We start from the raw sequence: 16,137 nt of genomic DNA, 5'->3' as shown, positions 1-16,137 counted from the left end.
TTGACCCTAACGTAGGCCCGCAGCAGGAAAACTACCAGTGTCCTCTCACGTATTTATGGCGCTTGACGCCATATGGCGTCACATGACATATTTTGAAGAATGAAAGCGACATTGATCATCCGTGATCGGCTAATTTTTCAGGATGGTGCGATCCTTGAGATCAAGGTTTGGCACGTGCCGGTATCCGTTCCGCCAGCGTCGCACTTTCTCAAATATTCTCTGTTTTACGGCCGCCCAGGCGAGAGAATTGTTGGATATGACAACGAGCGCGGCAAGGGCGATCATCGCCACTATGATGACCGCGAAGAGGGTTATGCGTTTGTTTCCATTGAACAGCTGCTGGCCGATTTCCGGCTGGATGTCGAAAAAGTAAGAGGAGAACGGATATGAGCAAGGACGTACAGCTTCATATTGGCGGCTCTTTTGATGACCTTCAGAAGAGGGTCGCGGACGCATGGCATCGCGCGGAAAAGGGCGAGGCTGTTTCGGAAGATCACCTGACCTTTGTGAACTGGGATGCGTTGTCACAGACAATGACGACAAAACGTCTTGAGCTGCTGCGTCATCTGCGCCGTCATCCACAGGCCAGCATTGCCGCACTGGCGCGCAGCCTGGGCCGGGACTATCGGCGTGTTCACGAGGATGTGGAGATTTTGTCGAAAGCCGGCCTGATCGAACACGATGCCAAAGGCCTGCATGCAGGCTATGATGAAATCAGAACGACAATCGCCCTATAGCTTGGGAACCGCTTACTCCCCGTCAAGCGGCTCGACGCCCTGCGGCTTTCCGGCCCGGTCGAGCCTGATCTTTTCGATGCGGTTTTCGGCGGCGCCGAGTAGCGCCTCGCAATGTTTCTTCAGCGCTTCGCCGCGCTCATAAATCTCGATCGACTTGTCGAGCGCCACGTCACCGCGCTCCAGTGCCGAGACAATGGCTTCGAGTTCTTCGACGGCCTTTTCGAAGGAGAGGGCGGATACGTCGGTTTGTGCAGCGGTGGTCATGGTCATCCTCTCATCAGGCGGTAGATATGGGTTGCTGCCGATTCGGCCAGCCCTTGAAGATCGTAGCCGCCTTCCAGCAAGCTGACGATGCGGTTGTTTGCGGTTTTTCCGGCGACGTCGAGCAGCCGCCCGGTCGCCCAGTCGAAATCCTCGGCGGTGAGATTGATCTGCGCCAAGGGGTCGCGGTGATGGGCGTCGAACCCGGCCGAGATCAGAATGAAATCCGGGCGGAAATCATCCAGCGCCGTCAGGACGCGCGACTTGAACGCCTCGCGAAAATGCTCGCTGCCGGTGTCGGGCGACAGTGGCGCATTGACGATATTGCCGGCACCCGTCTCGGTCTTGGCGCCGCTGCCGGGATAAAGCGGCATCTGGTGCGTCGAGCAGAACAGCACCGATGGATCATCCCAGAAGATGTCCTGCGTGCCGTTGCCGTGATGCACGTCCCAGTCAACGATCGCGATACGCTCGGCCCCATATCTCTGCTGGGCATGGCGGGCGGCGATGGCGATGTTGTTGAAGAAGCAGAAGCCCATCGCCTTGTTCTTCTCGGCATGATGGCCGGGCGGGCGCGAGGCGACGAAGACATTGTCGGCCTTGCCGGAAAACACCGCATCAACCGCTGCGACAGCGCCGCCAATCCCGGTCAGCGCGGCCTGCAGGCTGGCGGGGCTCGCATAGGTGTCGGCCTCGACGGCGTTGATGCCTTCCTCGGGGATCGCGGACATGACGGTGCGCAGATGCTGTTCCGGATGGGCAAGCAGCACCAGATCCTCGTTGCCCTGCGGCGCCTCAAGCCGCGACAGCGGCGAAAACCGCTCATGCTCCAGCGCCAGATTGAGCGCCTTCAGCCGGTCGGGCCGCTCCGGATGGCCTTCCGGAACCTTGTGTTCCAGAAAGATCGGGTTTTCGAACAGGATCGTGGTCATGGCGGGAACCTATGGCTTCAGGGGTTCGAGGTCCATGCTTTAGGTAGGGCGTTTGCGGTGTTTTCAACAGCGCGGGTCAAGGAGGATTTTGCCGATGCGATTGGGTGCATGCTGATGGGCCAGCGCTTCGCTGATCCGCGACAGCGGATAGGTGGCTGCGATCTCACTTGCAAACGTTCCGTCGCGCAGGCCGTCGAAACAGTGGGCAAGCGCGCTGGATAACGCCTGCCGTCCGGCGGAGTGGACGAAGGAACGCAACCAAAGGAAGGCAAAGCGCACATCCGGCCGTGCCGAAAGAGCCTCTTGCGCGACCGGTATTCCGCTGAGCGCACCATATTGCAGAAAGACACCGCCGGGAGAAAGGTGATGCCGGAGCAGTTGACCGCCGGTCTCGCCTCCGACGGCATCGACGAGCGCGTCGAAAACCACGTCCTTGCCGGCCAGCTGCTGTCCGGTCACCCAGGTTTGAAGACCCGGCAGGGCTGGCAGACGGGCGGCGGTTGCTTCACTGCGAACGATGGCGGTCATCTCGGCCCCCTCCGCAGACAGTGCTATCAGCAGCATCCGGCCGATCGCGGAACCGGCCGCTGTGACGCCGATCCTGCGGCCTGAAAGTCCGGAAGAACCACCAAAATGGGCTTTCAATTCCGCGATCAGCCGCAACGTTGTCATCGGATTGACGTAAGCCGTCGCCGCCTGCTCAATCGAGAGGTCGTCCGGAACGGGAAAACACCATTCTGCCGGGCGCTGGAGATAGCTTTGCCACAGTCCGGTTGCCCCGAGCGGCAACACCCGGTCGCCGGGTTTCAGACCGGTGACACCTGCGCCGATGCGGCGGACGGTGCCGGTGCCCTCGAAGCCGGGTACAAACGGCAAAACGGTGCGATTGCGGTAAGCGCCGGTCACAGGAATTAGATCGGAAGGATTGATTGCCGCACGTTCGACGGCAATCTCGACCATACCTGGTTCAAGGCTTGGGCGCGGCAGTCTGGCAAGCCGTATTACATCGTCTGGATTGCCATACTCTGCGACAAGGGCTGCAAGATGATCCGCCACGGCGCTCAGGCGCGCGCGTGCAGCAGCGGATAACCGGCGAGAACCGCGCGGGCCGCCAACGTTGCAATCACGGCCTTGACGATATCGCCTGGAATGAAGGCCAGCGAACCCGTGGCGACGGCTGAGAGCGGCGTGCCGGTGACGGCGGTCACCCAAGGCATGCCGATGGCATAGAGCACGCCGATGCCGCCAATGACGGAAGCGATGAAGAAGCCGGCAAACTGTCTGACTTCGCTCTGGCCTTCCTTGACCAGCCGCTCGGCGATCAGGCCGGTAACGAAGGTGGCAACGATCCAGCCAAGCACGAAGCCGCCGGTCGGACCCTGGATGATGGCCAGTCCACCACGGCCGCCGGAGAGAACCGGGAGCCCGATCGCCACCAGCAGTACCAGCAGAACATAGGCGAGCGCACCGCGCTTGGCGCCGATGATGCAGCCCGCCAGCATCACACCCATCGATTGGGCGGTGATCGGCACCGGGATGAAGGCCAGCGTCACCGGCGGAATGAGACCGAGAACGACGATGATCGCGGTGAAGAGAGCAATGAGAACGAGGTCTCTGGTGGTCATGGCAAGTCCTTTGTCTATCGATATATGTGCATGCGTGCGGCCGGAGCCTAAACGGGACAGAGACGGAAGAGCGCTTTTATCATCAACGAAGCCTCTCGCGCGGCCGCCGGAAACCGCGTGCGTCAATCGCCATGGCGATCGTGTCAGCGTCCTTGAGCGTCAGGATGATCAACGGCGCAAGGATCGTCAACGGCCGGACCTTCAGCCCGCGCGCCCGGTGCGCCTCGCGGATCGACTGGTAGTGATTGAAAATATCAGGCACAAAACGCAGCACCAGCCCAAAGGCGAGCCCGACATCGGCGGCCCGCACCAGGCCAAGCCTGTCGAGCGGCTGCAGCAGCCGGGTGATCTCGTCGATGAAGGCGCCTGTCGCCGTCGTAGCGGTCACAGCACCTGCAAACAGCACGATCGCCATCAACCGGAAAAAGCTTTCGGCCGCCTCGCGTATCGACGTGAGGTAGGCGGTGGCGATCAACAGGATCAGAATGGTGAAGAGGATGGGTTTTAGCCGCGACACGGCCTCGCGGAAGGCGAGGCCGGTGGTGAAGTAGATGACGGCAGCAATGACGAAAGCCGGGACAAGGACAAAGAACGAGGACACGGCATAAAGCGCAAGCCCGCAGACGAGCAGGATGGCGAGCTTCATCCGCACCGACATCCGGTGCAGCGGCGTCGTGCCTTCGATGTTCAGCCCGTTCAGCAACCGGCCACCTCATGGTAGGCACGGATGCTGTCATTCGCCGGGCCATCGGCGATCAACCTGCCGTCGTGGAACAGAAGAACGCGGTCGAATTTTTCGATCAGCGGCAGGTCATGACTGATGACGATCGTGTGCTCGTTAAGCCCGGTGATGGTATTTTCCACCAGGCGCCGGTTCTTCAGGTCCAGCTGATTGGTCGGCTCGTCGAGAATGAGGATGCCGGGGCCGGTGACGAGCACGCTGGCGATGGCGGCAAGCTGCGTTTCGCCGCCCGAGAGTTCATGCACGCGCCGCTTGGCCAGATGGCTGATGCCGAACCGTTCGAGCACGGCGGCTGTGCGGCGTTCGATCTCGTCTGCTTTTAATCCGCGGTTCTTCAAGCCAAACGCGATGTCCTCATGCACGATCGGCATGATGATCTGATGCTGCGGGTTCTGGAAGATGAAACCGGCCTCAGCCAATGCAGCGCTGGCATCGTTGACGGTATCAAGGCCGTTCACTGTCACGGTGCCGGTGGCCGGCTTGACCAACCCGTTGATCAGCCGCGCGAATGTGGTCTTGCCCGAGCCGTTCAGCCCGACAATGCCGATACGGCGCTCGGTCAGCGACAGCGTCAGCGGCTGAAGAACCGTGCGCCCGCCAAAACTGACGGACACACTGGTAAAACGTATGTCCAATCCGCGTCCCCCGCGTTCGAATGTCGAGGCTCTATAGGACGATTTCTTTACGGATGGAAAGAGGCTCCGGTTTTGGGCTTGAACAAAGTGTGAACATTTGCCTAGATTGTTGCATGGCGATTCCTGTTTCAAACCGTGATGCCCGGCGCATCTTCCTCAACAAGCAAGGCTTGGCCGCTGCTCCAAACCGGGCGCTTGGCAAACAGGGGCTGCTCGATCTCATTCATGAAATCGGCTTCGTCCAGGTCGACAGCATCTCGACCGTCGAGCGCGCCCATCACCAGATCCTGTTTTCCCGCAACCAGACCTACAGGCGCGAGCACCTGACCGAACTTCTGGAACAAGATGGCGCGCTGTTCGAGCACTGGACACACGATGCGTCGATCCTGCCGTCGGAGTTTTTCCGCTACTGGAAGCACCGCTTTATCCGTCGCGAGGCGGTTATGCGCGAGCGCTGGCTGAAATGGCGCGGCGAAGGCTTCGACAGCACCTTCCAAGAGACATTCGAGCGCATCGCCCAGGGTGGCGCGGCGATGTCACGGGACTTGAAGGCCGACGACCACAAGTCGGGCGGCTGGTGGAACTGGCATCCCAACAAGACGGCGCTCGAATACTACTGGCATACCGGCAAGCTCGCCATCGCCGGCCGCCAAAACTTCCAGAAGATTTACGATCTCACCGAGCGCGTCATTCCCGGCCACCACTATGAGCCGGAGGTCAGCCACGATGCTTTCCTCGACTGGGCCTGCCGCGCAGCGCTCGACCGGCTGGGCTTTGCCACACACGGCGAAATCGCCGCCTTCTTCGATCTGGTTTCGCCAGACGAGGCAAAGGCCTGGGTTATGCAGCATCGCGACGAACTGACCGAAGTGATGATCGAGCCTGCCGACGGTGACAAGCCGCGCCTGTCCTATGCGTTCACCGGGTTTCCCGAAAACCTCGGTGACCTCCCAGACGCGCCCGCCCGCATCCGCGTGCTCAGCCCTTTCGATCCGCTGATCCGCAACCGCAATCGCACCGAACGCCTGTTCGGCTTCTATTACCGCATCGAGGTTTTCGTCCCCGAACCGAAACGCGAATACGGCTATTACGTTTTCCCGCTGCTCGAAGGCGACAGACTTGTCGGTCGGATCGACATGAAGGCGGAGCGCAAGACAGGGACACTCGCCGTCAAGCGGCTCTGGTGGGAAAAGGGCGTGCGCTCATCCACCGGCCGCATGGAGCGGCTGGAGGCGGAACTGGCGCGGCTGGCGAAATTTGCCGGTGTTGAGAAGGTGTTGTTTTTAGAGGGGTGGGACGGTTAGCCACCGCTCCATTCCGAGCGCGTCAGCTCGTACCAGACCTCGCCATGCTCGCTGCCCACGATAGGGTCCGGCCCGTCGTACATGACTGTGCGTGCATAGCTCAGGCCGATCTTTTCCATGACGCGGCGCGATCCGAGGTTAATTGCCATCGTCGTTGCAGCAATCCTGTCGTACTGACCGCTTTCAAAGCCCCAGTTGACCAGGGCCAGCGCCCCCTCCGAGGCAAGCCCCTGACCCCACTCCATCCGGCGCAGGCGGTATCCGAGTTCGGCCAGCCTCTCACCCTCCGGCCATAGACAGAACCACCCGACGAACGCACCGTTTGCAGTACGGCGCGCCGTCCAGATATAGGGCTCCATCCCTGTCGGCATGAGGAATGTCGCATCCGGACTCGTCGTCTCACGATTGACCGCATACCCGCCGTTCAGAAAGCGCATGACCTCCGGGTCACGCTCAAGATCGATGAAATCGGCGCGGTCACTTGGGGTGCATGGACTGAGCGTCAGCCGCATCGTCTGCAAAACAGTCATTGTCGAATATCCATCCATCACTGAAGCAGGCATGGCCTGATTTGCCGGTCGTCTTACACCGGAAACCTGTGCCGGTTATTCTATCGATAAAACAAGAAAGGCCACCGGTCATGTCCTGACCGGTGGCCTTGAAAATTCAGTGGGCGCAGGCGCTCAGATAATCTCGGTCGCCGCGATCTCGATGCCGAAACCTTCCAGGCCGACATAGTGGCGTTCGCGTGAGGAGAGCAGCCGGATCGAGGTGATGCCGAGATCTTTGAGGATCTGGGCGCCGAGGCCGATTTCCAGCCATTCGCTTTCGCGGGCCTGTGCTTCGCTATGCTCTTCGCGCTCATGCTTGCCGGTGCGCGCCGTTGTCGAGACGCCAACGCCGACCGAACCTTCACGCAGGTAAACGATGACGCCGCGGCCCTGTTCGGACATGCGCTGCATAATCGGATCGAGCTGGCAAGCCTTGCCGAAGACGTCTGCGGCAACGTTTTCGAGGTGCAGGCGCACCGGAATATCGATGCCATCCCGGATATCGCCGAAAACAACAGCGAGATGCTGCATAGGATCCCAGGGCAGGGAATAGGCATGCGCCTTGGCCTTGCCATAGGCGGTATCGACATCGAACGTTGCCTCAAGGTTGATTAGCGTTTCCTTGCGCTGGCGGTAGGCGATGAGATCGGCGACCGAGACCTGCTTCAGGCCGTGTTTTTCGGCAAACTCGGTGACCTGCGGGCCGCGGGTGACCGTGCCGTCGTCGTTGACCAGTTCGCAGATAACGCCGATCGGCGGCAGGCTGGCAAGGCGGCAGAGGTCGACGGCAGCTTCCGTATGGCCGGACCGCATCAACACGCCGCCTTCGCGGGCAACCAGCGGGAAGATGTGGCCGGGACGGGTGAAGTCGGCAGCGCCGACATTCGGGTTGGCAAGGTTGCGCACCGTCAGCGTCCGGTCTTCGGCCGAAATGCCGGTCGTCGTGCCGTGCTTGAAATCGACGGTGACGGTGAAGGCCGTCGTATGGGCCGAATCGTTTTCTGCCACCATGGCGTTGAGGTTGAGGCGCTTGGCCTCTTCCTTTGGCATCGGAGTGCAGACGATGCCAGAGGTGTGGCGCACGATGAAGGCCATCTTTTCCGGCGTGCAATGCACGGCCGCGACGATCAGGTCGCCTTCGTTCTCACGGCCGTCATCATCGGTGACGACAACGATTTCGCCGGCCTCGAAGGCCCGGATGGCATCGGCAACGCGCTTCTGGTCAAAGGGCATGGGGTTCTTCCTTGAATTTACTTCAACCGGCCGGTCTGGCCACGGTCACGCAGGTAATGATCGGCAATGGTGCAGGCAAGCATCGCTTCGCCGATCGGCACGGCGCGGATGCCGACGCAGGGGTCATGGCGGCCCTTGGTGCGGATATCGACATTGTTGCCGTCGCTATCGATCGACTGACGCTCGGTCAGGATCGAAGAGGTCGGCTTGATGGCGAAGCGGGCGATCACCGGCTGGCCGGTCGAGATGCCGCCCAGGATGCCGCCGGCATGGTTCGACAGGAAGATCGGGTTGCCGTCATTGCCCATGCGCATCTCGTCGGCATTTTCCTCGCCGGTGATTTCGGCAGCGCCAAAGCCGTTGCCGATCTCCACGCCCTTGACGGCGTTGATCGACATCAGGTTGGAGGCGATGTCCTGATCGAGCTTGGCATAGATCGGCGCGCCGATGCCGGCCGGTACACCTTCTGCTATCACCTCGACGACGGCGCCGACCGACGAACCCGACTTGCGGATGCTGTCGAGATATTCTTCCCAGACCGGGACGATGGCCGGATCGGGTGCGAAGAACGGATTGTTGCCGACTTCGTTCCAGTCCCAGTTGTCGCGATTGATCTTGTGCTTGCCGATCTGCACCAGCGCGCCGCGCACCAGAAGCCCCGGGACCACCTTGCGGGCAAGGCCGCCGGCTGCCACACGAGCGGCAGTTTCACGCGCCGACGAGCGGCCGCCGCCGCGATAGTCGCGGATGCCGTATTTGACATCATAGGTATAGTCGGCATGGCCCGGCCGGTAGCTCTTGGAAATTTCAGAGTAATCCTTGGAGCGCTGGTCGGTGTTTTCGATCATCATCGAGACCGGCGTGCCAGTGGTGATCATTGTCTCGCCGTCCGCGTCCAGCATCACGCCGGAGAGGATCTTCACCAGATCGTCCTCGCGGCGCTGGGTGACGAAGCGCGACTGGCCGGGCTTGCGCTTGTCGAGCCAGGCCTGCAGCTCGGGCAGGGTGAAACGGATGCCGGGAGGGCAGCCGTCGATGACGCAGCCGAGCGCCGGACCGTGGCTTTCGCCCCAGGTGGTAACGCGGAAAAGATGACCGAAAGTATTGTGCGACATGGATCAGGCAACCGGATATGAGGCCAAGCGCATCCGGGCGAGCCGCTGCGCCATTCAGTAGCGCACTCATAGTGGAAAACGCCGGAAAGGGAAAACCTTTCTGGCGAAATATCATGATTGCGTCGTGAACAGTGTGTCCTGTCGCGAAAGCCAATCAGGACGCCAGTTGCAGGGCATCCTTGTTGGCGAATTCCACGAACTTGTCGAAGCTCAAGGGCTTGGCGAAAGCATAACCCTGCAGGAGATCACAACCGAGCAGGCCGAGCATTTCCGCATGTTCCATGGTTTCGACGCCCTCGGCGACCGTTTCGATGCCGAGTGAGCGGCCGATCTCGATGATCGAACGGATCAATGCCTGTTCGTTGCGGGAGTTGAGAATGGGCGCAACCAGCTGCCTGTCGATCTTCAGCCGCTTCGGCTTGATCTTCAGCAGGCTGACGATCGAGGTATGGCCGGTGCCGAAATCGTCGATTTCGATATCGATGCCGAGCTTCTTGATGCCCTCGATATTGGCGGTAACGATATCGTCGCTCTCGTCGAGGAAGATCGATTCCACCAGTTCGAACGACAGCTGACCCGGTTTGAACGACAGGCCTTGCAGCGAGTTCAACAGCAGGTCGTCGCTAAGCCGCTTGGCCGAGACGTTGACGGAGATCTTCGGAACGTCGATACCCAGCGCTGCCCAGCGCATCGCGTCGATCAGCGACCGGTCGAGCACGATACGGTCGATCGTTGCCACCACATTCAGCTCCTCGGCGATATGCAGGAACTTGTCTGGCGTCAGAACGCCCTCGCGCGGATGGTTCCAGCGTACCAGTGCCTCGACGCCGGAAAGGCGCAGCGTACCGGCGTCGAACTGCGGCTGATACCAGGCAACGAACTGGTTCTGCTCAATGCCTTCAAGAATCTCATCGGCAATCCGCTTGGTCGTGATGATTTCGGCCTGCAGCGCTTCGGTGAAGAATTCATGCCGGTTGCGGCCGCTTTCCTTGGCCCGGTAGAGTGCGATATCGGCGTTGACCAGCAGCTGGCGTTCGTCGATCGCCATGTTACCGGCACAGGCAATGCCGATGCTGACACCGAAGCGGCAGGGAAAGCCGTTGTAATCGACGGGCTGGCGCATCTGGGCAATGATGCGCTCGGACAAACTGGACAGGAAAATCTTGCTCGGCGGATTGGCGGCCAGCACGACGAACTCGTCGCCACCGATGCGCGCCACGATGTCGCCGGCACGCACGTTTGCGCGCAGGATCTTCGAGGCATGCACCAGCATCGCGTCACCCGCCGCATGGCCGAGCGTATCGTTGATCTGCTTGAAGCGATCGAGGTCGATATGGAGGATCGCGATGTTCTGCAGACCATCCTTGCGGGCGGCCGACAGCGCTTCAAGTTCCTTGTCGAGCATGCGGCGATTGCCAAGGCCCGTCAGCGGATCGTGCAGGGCATTGTGTTCGATACGGTCCTTGGCATCGGCCAGTTCGCCGTTCTTGGCTTCGGCCATTGCCTTTGCGGTGCGCAGTTCATCGGTCAAAAGCACGTCATCGCTGATATCGAAGGCAATGCCGATCAGCTTCCGGTTACCGCCGGGCGCCTCGTGGATCTTGCCGACGGAGCGGATATGCCGGATTGTTCCGTCTGTCAGCACCACCCTGGAGGCCTGCACATAAGGGAGGCCGGTCGAAATGGTGTGGCCCACGCTTGAAAGTGTCTCTTCGCGGTCATCGGGATGGATCGTGTTGATCCAGGTTTCATGTGACGTTATGCCGTCGACATAGGTCAGCCCGTAAAGCTGATGCATGCGCTCGTCCCAGTAGGTGACGCCCGCGTCGAGATCGGCTTCCCACATGCCACACTGATAGGAATCGAGCGCCAGATCGAGGCGTCTGGTGATCGCCTCCAGCTGTTGTTCGCGTTCCGACAGACCGGTAAGGGCATCTTCCAGTTCGGCGTTCTTTTGGTCGGCAACGGCTTTTGCCGTTCGCAGCTGCTCCGTCATCATGACGTCGTCGGTGACATCCCAGCTGATGCCGGTGATCTTGGCTTTGCCATCGGCACCCACATGCGTGGAGCCGGCATTGCGGACGTGATGGATTCTGCCGTCGGCCATGACGACGCGATACTGCGACCGATATTCCAGATCTTCATCCAACGCCCTGAACAGGGTCAGGGATGCCGCCCTGATATCGTCCTGATGCACCGAGCCGCGCCATTCCGCGTAGCTTGGATCCCCGCCGCCCGGTGGCAGGCCATGCAGATGGTACATGCGCTCATCCCAGGAGCGTGTCTGCGTGTCGAGGTCAATTTCCCAGATGCCGATCTTGGAGGATTCAAGCGCCAGATTGAGCCGATGTGACACGGTCAGCAGTTCCCGCTCGCGTGCGCGAAGCTTGGCGATGTTGCGCTGGCGCTCGTTGACGAAACCGCCGGTCAGAAAGATCGGGATGATGATGATCGCGGCAGCGATGAAGATCGCGGTTTCCAGCCATGTGCTGTTGGCGGGCTCCTGCGCCCAGCCGTCGGCTGGGATCGCCGCCAGTTCCCATGTTCCGCCGGGCAGCTGCAATTGGCGGATGACAGGCGATTTTTCGAAGAGATCGGTATCGCCGAAGAATGCATCCTGGATGCTGTTTTTCACCGAGACATCGCGGATTGCCAGCTGGATATTGGTATGCCGGTGGCCGCCATCAGCTTCGTCACTATGCTTGCCTGCGTCGATGAGGCCCGCATTGGTGTAGATATCCCGTTCGTCGATGACGGCTTCCATGAAGCCCCAAAAGACCAGGCTGTTGTCAGTCCTGGTGAAGACCGGCGAAAACAGATTGAAGCCGGTCCGGCCGCTCGGAAGCCTGACTGGGCCGGCCAGAATGGGCTTGGCCCTCGATTCGGCCCGGTCGATGGCGACCCGGGAGGAACGGAATTTCTTGAAGTCGGTGCCGATCATCCGCTCGTTTCCTTTGAGGGGAAATGTCATTCGGATGACGGCATCGGGTGCAGCGCTGACGCGCACCATCTGCGGATTCTGGATCAGCAGCTTGGTCGCCAACTGGTCGAAAAGCGGCTGGGCCATGTTCGGATCGACGGCGAAACTGTTGGCAAAACCGCGTAGCGCCGTGATGTTGTTGTTGATCTCGCTCTGCAGGCGCAGGGAAACAAGATTGAGCTCGTTCTGGACGTTGCTATTCAGCTCGTTGCGGAAGTTTTCGCGGTTCTGCTGCTCGAAGAAGTAGCCGCCGGTGAAAACGACGGCAACGGCGATGAAGGCGGGAAAAAGCGACGGTTTCGCCAGCCTGGCAAGCGCCCAGGCGCGATGACGGATTGTAGCGCTTTTAGTCAACGGCCATGCACCCCATATTCCCCGGCCTCACGGTAGAGAGGGAGTCTTAAGATTGGCTTTAGAGGCTGTTCCTGCTATGAAATCGGCTCTTCGGCGGGAGGGACGCTGTCGATCAGGATTTGGTTAACCATGAGCTTTCTAAAGAGCGGTCCAAATTCGGTAAAATTTTAAATGACACGGCAGCGGGCGATTTTTGCCACAATCGGAGATCAAACAGTGGGCACAACAAAATTGAATGAATCACTGAAGAGGGCAAGACAGATGCGTTTCATCGTTGCTACGTTGATGGCCGCAGCCGGTTTCTTTTCGCCGCTTGCCGCGTTCGCCGAGAGTGCCGATGTCGAGGCCGTGATCACCGGCGTCGATACCGACAAGCTGAGCCTGTCGCTGGACGACGGCAAGAACTACCAGGCACCGGAAGAATTCAACTTTGATGGCCTGAAGCAGGGCGTCAAGGTTCTGGTTTTCTACACCGAAGTCGATGGCAAGCGCGTCATCAATGATCTGGAAATCGTGCAGTAAGACTGCAGTCGCGGCACTGGCTCAGTGCCGCATCATTCGGGTGGCGGGCTGATTGAACAATCCGCCGCTTTTCCCACCTTCGGCCAAAGGCAGCCTAGAGCCAGCCGATTGTGCCGTTCTCAATTTTCAAGATTCGATCCTGTGGAATGGCGCCGAGTGCTGCTTCCTCCGCATCCATGGCGCCGCATAGCTTGAACAGCGTGCGGATGACGCCGCCATGGCTGACACAGACGGTCGGCCCGGACACGCTGGAAAGCCAGGCGCCGATGCGCCAGGACAGGATTTCATAACTTTCAGCATCCGCCCCCGGCGGGATGAAATCCCACTTCGACAATTCACGTTCCGCCACCCGTTCGGGCATCTCCCGCTCGAGTTCGGCCATCGTGTAACCCTCCCAATCACCGAAGGAGACTTCCTTCAGCCGGTCGTCCATGCGGTAGCCGTTGCGGGCAAGCCCCATGGCTTCGCGAATGAGTTCCATGGTCTCGCGGGTGCGGTGAAGCGGGCTGGCGACGAAGTCGAATTTTTCAACATCCTGCCCGAGAATGGCAAGAAGTGACCGGCCATTGCCGCTCGCCTGGCGGCGGCCGGTATCGTTGAGCGGAATGTCCTTCTGGCCCTGCATGCGGATTTGCGCATTCCAGTCGGTCTGTCCGTGGCGGATCATGTAAATGGTCACGGAGAAACTCCGGGGCAGGGGGCTTGGCCCCAAGGCAGGAGCCGGGGCGCCCGCTACACGAGAGCCCCGGAATTCTTTCGGAGGCGTATCAGTCCTTGACGACGGCGATATCCGGCGCATCGACGGCCTTCATGCCGATGACATGGTAGCCGCTGTCGGCGTGATGAACTTCACCGGTGACCGAACGCGACAGGTCCGACAGCATGTAGAGGCCGACATCACCGACTTCCTCGATGGTGACGGTGCGGCGCAGTGGCGCGTTGTATTCGTTCCACTTCAGGATATAGCGGAAATCGCCGATGCCGGACGCAGCAAGCGTCTTGATCGGGCCAGCCGAAATCGCGTTGACGCGGATGTTCTTCGGGCCGAGATCGACGGCAAGATACTTGACGCTGGCTTCCAAGGCCGCCTTGGCAACACCCATGACGTTATAGTTCGGCATGACCTTTTCGGCGCCGTAATAGGTCATGGTCAGCATCGAGCCGCCATCGGTCATCAGCTTTTCCGCACGCCGCGCGACGGCGGTGAAGGAATAGACCGAGATGTTCATCGTCAGGGCGAAGTTTGCGGCCGACGTATCGACATAACGGCCGGTCAACTCGTCCTTGTCGGAAAAGCCGATGGCGTGCACGATGAAGTCGATCTTGCCCCAGATTTTTTCCAGGTTGTCGAAAACGGCGTCGATCGTGGATTCGTCACTGACATCACAATGGCCGGCCATGACGGCACCGAGTTCTTCGGCCAGCGGTTCGACCCGCTTCTTCAAGGCGTCGCCCTGATAGGTGAATGCCAGTTCGCCGCCCTGTGCGCGAATTGCCTTGGCAATGCCCCATGCGATCGACCGGTTGTTTGCGACACCCATGATAAGGCCGCGTTTGCCCTTCATCAGACCGGATGTTTGCGACATGATGTTATGCCCCCAATAAAGCCTATGCTTTCGTCAGTCAGGCATTGGCCGACTGGAAATTCGCATATGTTGAACCTGCCGGAGCCTTCGCGCCCCTTGCGGTCGCGTCGGCTCTGAATTTTTCGAGCATTGGCTATGACATAGCCGTCCCGGTGGTTCAAGCGCGGGGGAGATCAGGAAGTGTTAGTCCCCGTAATATTGGGTCAGTGGCCATATTGCTGGCAGCGATCCACGGCGTTTGTCGCAAAATCTTTACAGAAACAGGCCATTGCGCAGGCTGCGCATCAGGTCGGTGATCTTTTCATCCGGCTTTTCCCACAGCATCAGCCGCAGTTCCACCAGTAGATCGCCGCGTTTGCCCTCCGCTGTCGGCAGGCCGTGACCCTCAAGCCGGATCACATGGTCGGAGCCGGACCATGCCGGGATGGTTACCCTGATGGCCCCGGTAAGGGTCTCGACCGTCATCTCGCATCCGAGGATGGCATCCTGGATATTGACTGGCAAAGTGGTCCGCAGGTCGGTCCCGTCGCTGCGGAAGCGGCCGTCCTCCAGCACGCGCACGGTAACAACGACATCGCCGCGCTGCATGCCGTTCAAGCGGTAACCCATTTCCTTGAGACGGACGACGCTGCCGTCGGTCGTGCCGGCGGGCAGAGTGACCTTCAATGTCTGTCCGTCGGGCAGCGTTGCCGTTGCCTTTTCACGGCGGAAGATCTCCTCGATCGAGACCGTGACGTCGCAGAAGATATCGGGCACCTTTTCCAGTGCGGGTTTGCTGGCCGCGCCGCGGATGCGCCGGACGATCGCCGAAACAAGGTCTGCTGCCGGTGCTGCGGCGCGTGGGAAGCCGCCGAACATGGGCGTCCTGTCGCCCTCGACTTTCTGTTCCGGCTTGGCTTCGGATTCCGGCACAGCTTCTGCCTTGGGCTCCGGTCGGGCTTCCGGCGCCGGTTCGGCCTTTGCCTGCGGCGCAGCCGTTGCCGGCTTCTTCTCTGGCGGCTTTGCGTTCTGCGCCCGTGCCCTGTCCTTGGTCTCGAAAATGCGCGAAATCATCTCTTCGGCGGTTTCCGGGTCGATGGTTTCCTCTTCCGGTCCCCGCGCCTTGCGCTTCATTTCTTCCATGCGGCGCAGTTCAGCCTCACGGCGGGCGTGGTCGTAGCGGTTGCGCAGCTTCGGGTCCTTCAGCACCTCGTAGGCGCGTCCAGCCTCGGCAAAGCGCTGGGTGGCGAGCGGATCATCCTTGTTCTGGTCGGGATGCACGGCTTTTGCCACGGACCGCCAGGCGGCCTTGATCTCGTCCGGTCCGGCATTGCGTCTGACGCCGAGCACTGAATAGGGATCACGCATGCCTGTCACCGCCCTTGAAGACTGAGGTGCCGCATTTCGCGGTTCGTTTCAGCCTGTTGAAACAATCGGGGAGCCGCGTCCCGGCGGTCTTCTCCCTATGCCGGTGATGATGAGAAGCTGCTGCTTAAATTACGGTTAGCTGTGGGCGTGCGCCGGTTGTGTTCGTGGCTTCGCGCCGCGTCTTTGTTGTGGCGTGGTTAATACGCGGTAGCG

Annotated in this window: 17 protein-coding genes; 4 read left to right on the top strand and 13 right to left on the bottom strand. The window is 60.3% G+C overall.

What is annotated here, in order from left to right; genetic code table 11:
• Positions 1-99: 99 nt before the first annotated feature.
• Positions 100-390 carry a toxin-antitoxin system TumE family protein gene (locus ACSQ3J_RS03255; RefSeq protein WP_060504838.1) on the top strand — a complete coding sequence of 97 codons (291 nt, stop codon included), beginning with the start codon at positions 100-102 and terminating at the stop codon, positions 388-390.
• A complete protein-coding gene (locus ACSQ3J_RS03250) occupies positions 387-737 on the top strand; it encodes an HVO_A0114 family putative DNA-binding protein (RefSeq protein WP_060504839.1) in 351 nt (116 codons plus the stop codon). Before ACSQ3J_RS03255 ends, ACSQ3J_RS03250 begins: the two co-directional genes overlap by 4 nt.
• A gap of 12 nt (positions 738-749) precedes the next feature.
• Here ACSQ3J_RS03250 and ACSQ3J_RS03245 read toward each other — a convergent pair whose 3' ends face one another.
• The 6 genes from ACSQ3J_RS03245 to ACSQ3J_RS03220 all read right to left on the bottom strand — a co-directional run bounded on the left by ACSQ3J_RS03245 (position 750) and on the right by ACSQ3J_RS03220 (position 4,932).
• Complete coding sequence (locus ACSQ3J_RS03245; RefSeq protein WP_113548811.1) at positions 750-1,001, bottom strand: exodeoxyribonuclease VII small subunit; 252 nt, start codon at positions 999-1,001, stop codon at positions 750-752.
• A 2-nt stretch (positions 1,002-1,003) separates the two neighbouring features.
• Positions 1,004-1,930 carry a histone deacetylase family protein gene (locus ACSQ3J_RS03240; protein ID WP_436038641.1) on the bottom strand — a complete coding sequence of 309 codons (927 nt, stop codon included), beginning with the start codon at positions 1,928-1,930 and terminating at the stop codon, positions 1,004-1,006.
• 63 nt (positions 1,931-1,993) lie between these two features.
• Positions 1,994-2,890 carry a zinc-dependent alcohol dehydrogenase family protein gene (locus tag ACSQ3J_RS03235; RefSeq protein ID WP_436038640.1) on the bottom strand — a complete coding sequence of 299 codons (897 nt, stop codon included), beginning with the start codon at positions 2,888-2,890 and terminating at the stop codon, positions 1,994-1,996.
• 101 nt (positions 2,891-2,991) lie between these two features.
• On the bottom strand, positions 2,992-3,555 hold the full coding sequence (locus ACSQ3J_RS03230) for a biotin transporter BioY (protein WP_436038639.1): 564 nt from the start codon (positions 3,553-3,555) through the stop codon (positions 2,992-2,994).
• A gap of 82 nt (positions 3,556-3,637) precedes the next feature.
• The gene (locus tag ACSQ3J_RS03225) at positions 3,638-4,258 is read right to left on the bottom strand and encodes an energy-coupling factor transporter transmembrane component T family protein (protein ID WP_082562688.1); all 621 of its coding nucleotides are present in this window, start codon (positions 4,256-4,258) and stop codon (positions 3,638-3,640) included.
• The gene (locus ACSQ3J_RS03220; protein WP_436038638.1) at positions 4,252-4,932 is read right to left on the bottom strand and encodes an energy-coupling factor ABC transporter ATP-binding protein; all 681 of its coding nucleotides are present in this window, start codon (positions 4,930-4,932) and stop codon (positions 4,252-4,254) included. The genes ACSQ3J_RS03225 and ACSQ3J_RS03220 overlap by 7 nt, the downstream gene beginning before the upstream one ends.
• Before the next feature lie 113 nt (positions 4,933-5,045).
• On the opposite strand from ACSQ3J_RS03220, the gene ACSQ3J_RS03215 reads away from it, so the two are divergent.
• On the top strand, positions 5,046-6,236 hold the full coding sequence (locus ACSQ3J_RS03215; RefSeq protein WP_436038636.1) for a winged helix-turn-helix domain-containing protein: 1,191 nt from the start codon (positions 5,046-5,048) through the stop codon (positions 6,234-6,236).
• On the opposite strand, the gene ACSQ3J_RS03210 is transcribed toward ACSQ3J_RS03215, so the two are convergent.
• The 4 genes from ACSQ3J_RS03210 to ACSQ3J_RS03195 all read right to left on the bottom strand — a co-directional run bounded on the left by ACSQ3J_RS03210 (position 6,233) and on the right by ACSQ3J_RS03195 (position 12,469).
• Positions 6,233-6,766, bottom strand: a complete 534-nt coding sequence (locus ACSQ3J_RS03210; protein WP_060504892.1) for a GNAT family N-acetyltransferase — start codon at positions 6,764-6,766, stop codon at positions 6,233-6,235. The two genes, ACSQ3J_RS03215 and ACSQ3J_RS03210, sit on opposite strands and share 4 nt — an antisense overlap.
• A 153-nt stretch (positions 6,767-6,919) precedes the next feature.
• Complete coding sequence (ribB, locus tag ACSQ3J_RS03205; RefSeq protein WP_060504845.1) at positions 6,920-8,020, bottom strand: 3,4-dihydroxy-2-butanone-4-phosphate synthase; 1,101 nt, start codon at positions 8,018-8,020, stop codon at positions 6,920-6,922.
• Positions 8,021-8,037: 17 nt separating this feature from the next.
• Entirely contained in the window at positions 8,038-9,135 is a 1,098-nt protein-coding gene (gene aroC, locus ACSQ3J_RS03200) for a chorismate synthase (RefSeq protein ID WP_060504846.1), read from the bottom strand.
• A 154-nt stretch (positions 9,136-9,289) separates the two neighbouring features.
• Positions 9,290-12,469, bottom strand: coding sequence for a bifunctional diguanylate cyclase/phosphodiesterase (locus ACSQ3J_RS03195; protein WP_112834555.1), 3,180 nt, complete (start codon positions 12,467-12,469; stop codon positions 9,290-9,292).
• Between the two features lie 261 nt (positions 12,470-12,730).
• Here ACSQ3J_RS03195 and ACSQ3J_RS03190 point away from each other — a divergent pair, with 261 nt between their 5' ends.
• Positions 12,731-12,991 (top strand): DUF1344 domain-containing protein, encoded by a 261-nt coding sequence (locus tag ACSQ3J_RS03190; RefSeq protein WP_037106378.1) that lies wholly within the window; start codon positions 12,731-12,733, stop codon positions 12,989-12,991.
• Between the two features lie 94 nt (positions 12,992-13,085).
• On the opposite strand, the gene ACSQ3J_RS03185 is transcribed toward ACSQ3J_RS03190, so the two are convergent.
• The 3 genes from ACSQ3J_RS03185 to ACSQ3J_RS03175 form a co-directional block, all read right to left on the bottom strand.
• Positions 13,086-13,670, bottom strand: a complete 585-nt coding sequence (locus ACSQ3J_RS03185) for a histidine phosphatase family protein (protein ID WP_436038635.1) — start codon at positions 13,668-13,670, stop codon at positions 13,086-13,088.
• A gap of 88 nt (positions 13,671-13,758) precedes the next feature.
• Positions 13,759-14,577, bottom strand: a complete 819-nt coding sequence (gene fabI / locus ACSQ3J_RS03180; RefSeq protein ID WP_060504848.1) for an enoyl-ACP reductase FabI — start codon at positions 14,575-14,577, stop codon at positions 13,759-13,761.
• Between the two features lie 252 nt (positions 14,578-14,829).
• Entirely contained in the window at positions 14,830-15,924 is a 1,095-nt protein-coding gene (locus ACSQ3J_RS03175) for a J domain-containing protein (RefSeq protein ID WP_060504849.1), read from the bottom strand.
• Positions 15,925-16,137: the final 213 nt, after the last annotated feature.

Origin of the sequence: Rhizobium sp. LjRoot98, assembly GCF_964252935.1 — a bacterium.
In the GTDB taxonomy this organism is placed as follows: Bacteria; Pseudomonadota; Alphaproteobacteria; order Rhizobiales; family Rhizobiaceae; genus Pararhizobium.
The sequence above is the reverse complement of the archived record's forward strand: the minus strand, read 5'-3'. Positions and strand labels throughout refer to the sequence as shown.

Excerpts from the sequence above, each read along its gene's own strand:
- ACSQ3J_RS03255 (WP_060504838.1), top strand. The coding sequence starts at position 100 with ATGAAAGCGACATTGATCATCCGTGATCGGCTAATTTTTCAGGATGGT.
- ACSQ3J_RS03250 (WP_060504839.1), top strand. The coding sequence starts at position 387 with ATGAGCAAGGACGTACAGCTTCATATTGGCGGCTCTTTTGATGACCTT.
- ACSQ3J_RS03245 (WP_113548811.1), bottom strand. The coding sequence starts at position 1,001 with ATGACCACCGCTGCACAAACCGACGTATCCGCCCTCTCCTTCGAAAAG.
- ACSQ3J_RS03240 (WP_436038641.1), bottom strand. The coding sequence starts at position 1,930 with ATGACCACGATCCTGTTCGAAAACCCGATCTTTCTGGAACACAAGGTT.
- ACSQ3J_RS03235 (WP_436038640.1), bottom strand. The coding sequence starts at position 2,890 with ATGGTCGAGATTGCCGTCGAACGTGCGGCAATCAATCCTTCCGATCTA.
- ACSQ3J_RS03230 (WP_436038639.1), bottom strand. The coding sequence starts at position 3,555 with ATGACCACCAGAGACCTCGTTCTCATTGCTCTCTTCACCGCGATCATC.
- ACSQ3J_RS03215 (WP_436038636.1), top strand. The coding sequence starts at position 5,046 with ATGGCGATTCCTGTTTCAAACCGTGATGCCCGGCGCATCTTCCTCAAC.
- ACSQ3J_RS03210 (WP_060504892.1), bottom strand. The coding sequence starts at position 6,766 with ATGACTGTTTTGCAGACGATGCGGCTGACGCTCAGTCCATGCACCCCA.
- ribB (WP_060504845.1), bottom strand. The coding sequence starts at position 8,020 with ATGCCCTTTGACCAGAAGCGCGTTGCCGATGCCATCCGGGCCTTCGAG.
- aroC (WP_060504846.1), bottom strand. The coding sequence starts at position 9,135 with ATGTCGCACAATACTTTCGGTCATCTTTTCCGCGTTACCACCTGGGGC.
- ACSQ3J_RS03190 (WP_037106378.1), top strand. The coding sequence starts at position 12,731 with ATGCGTTTCATCGTTGCTACGTTGATGGCCGCAGCCGGTTTCTTTTCG.
- fabI (WP_060504848.1), bottom strand. The coding sequence starts at position 14,577 with ATGTCGCAAACATCCGGTCTGATGAAGGGCAAACGCGGCCTTATCATG.
- ACSQ3J_RS03175 (WP_060504849.1), bottom strand. The coding sequence starts at position 15,924 with ATGCGTGATCCCTATTCAGTGCTCGGCGTCAGACGCAATGCCGGACCG.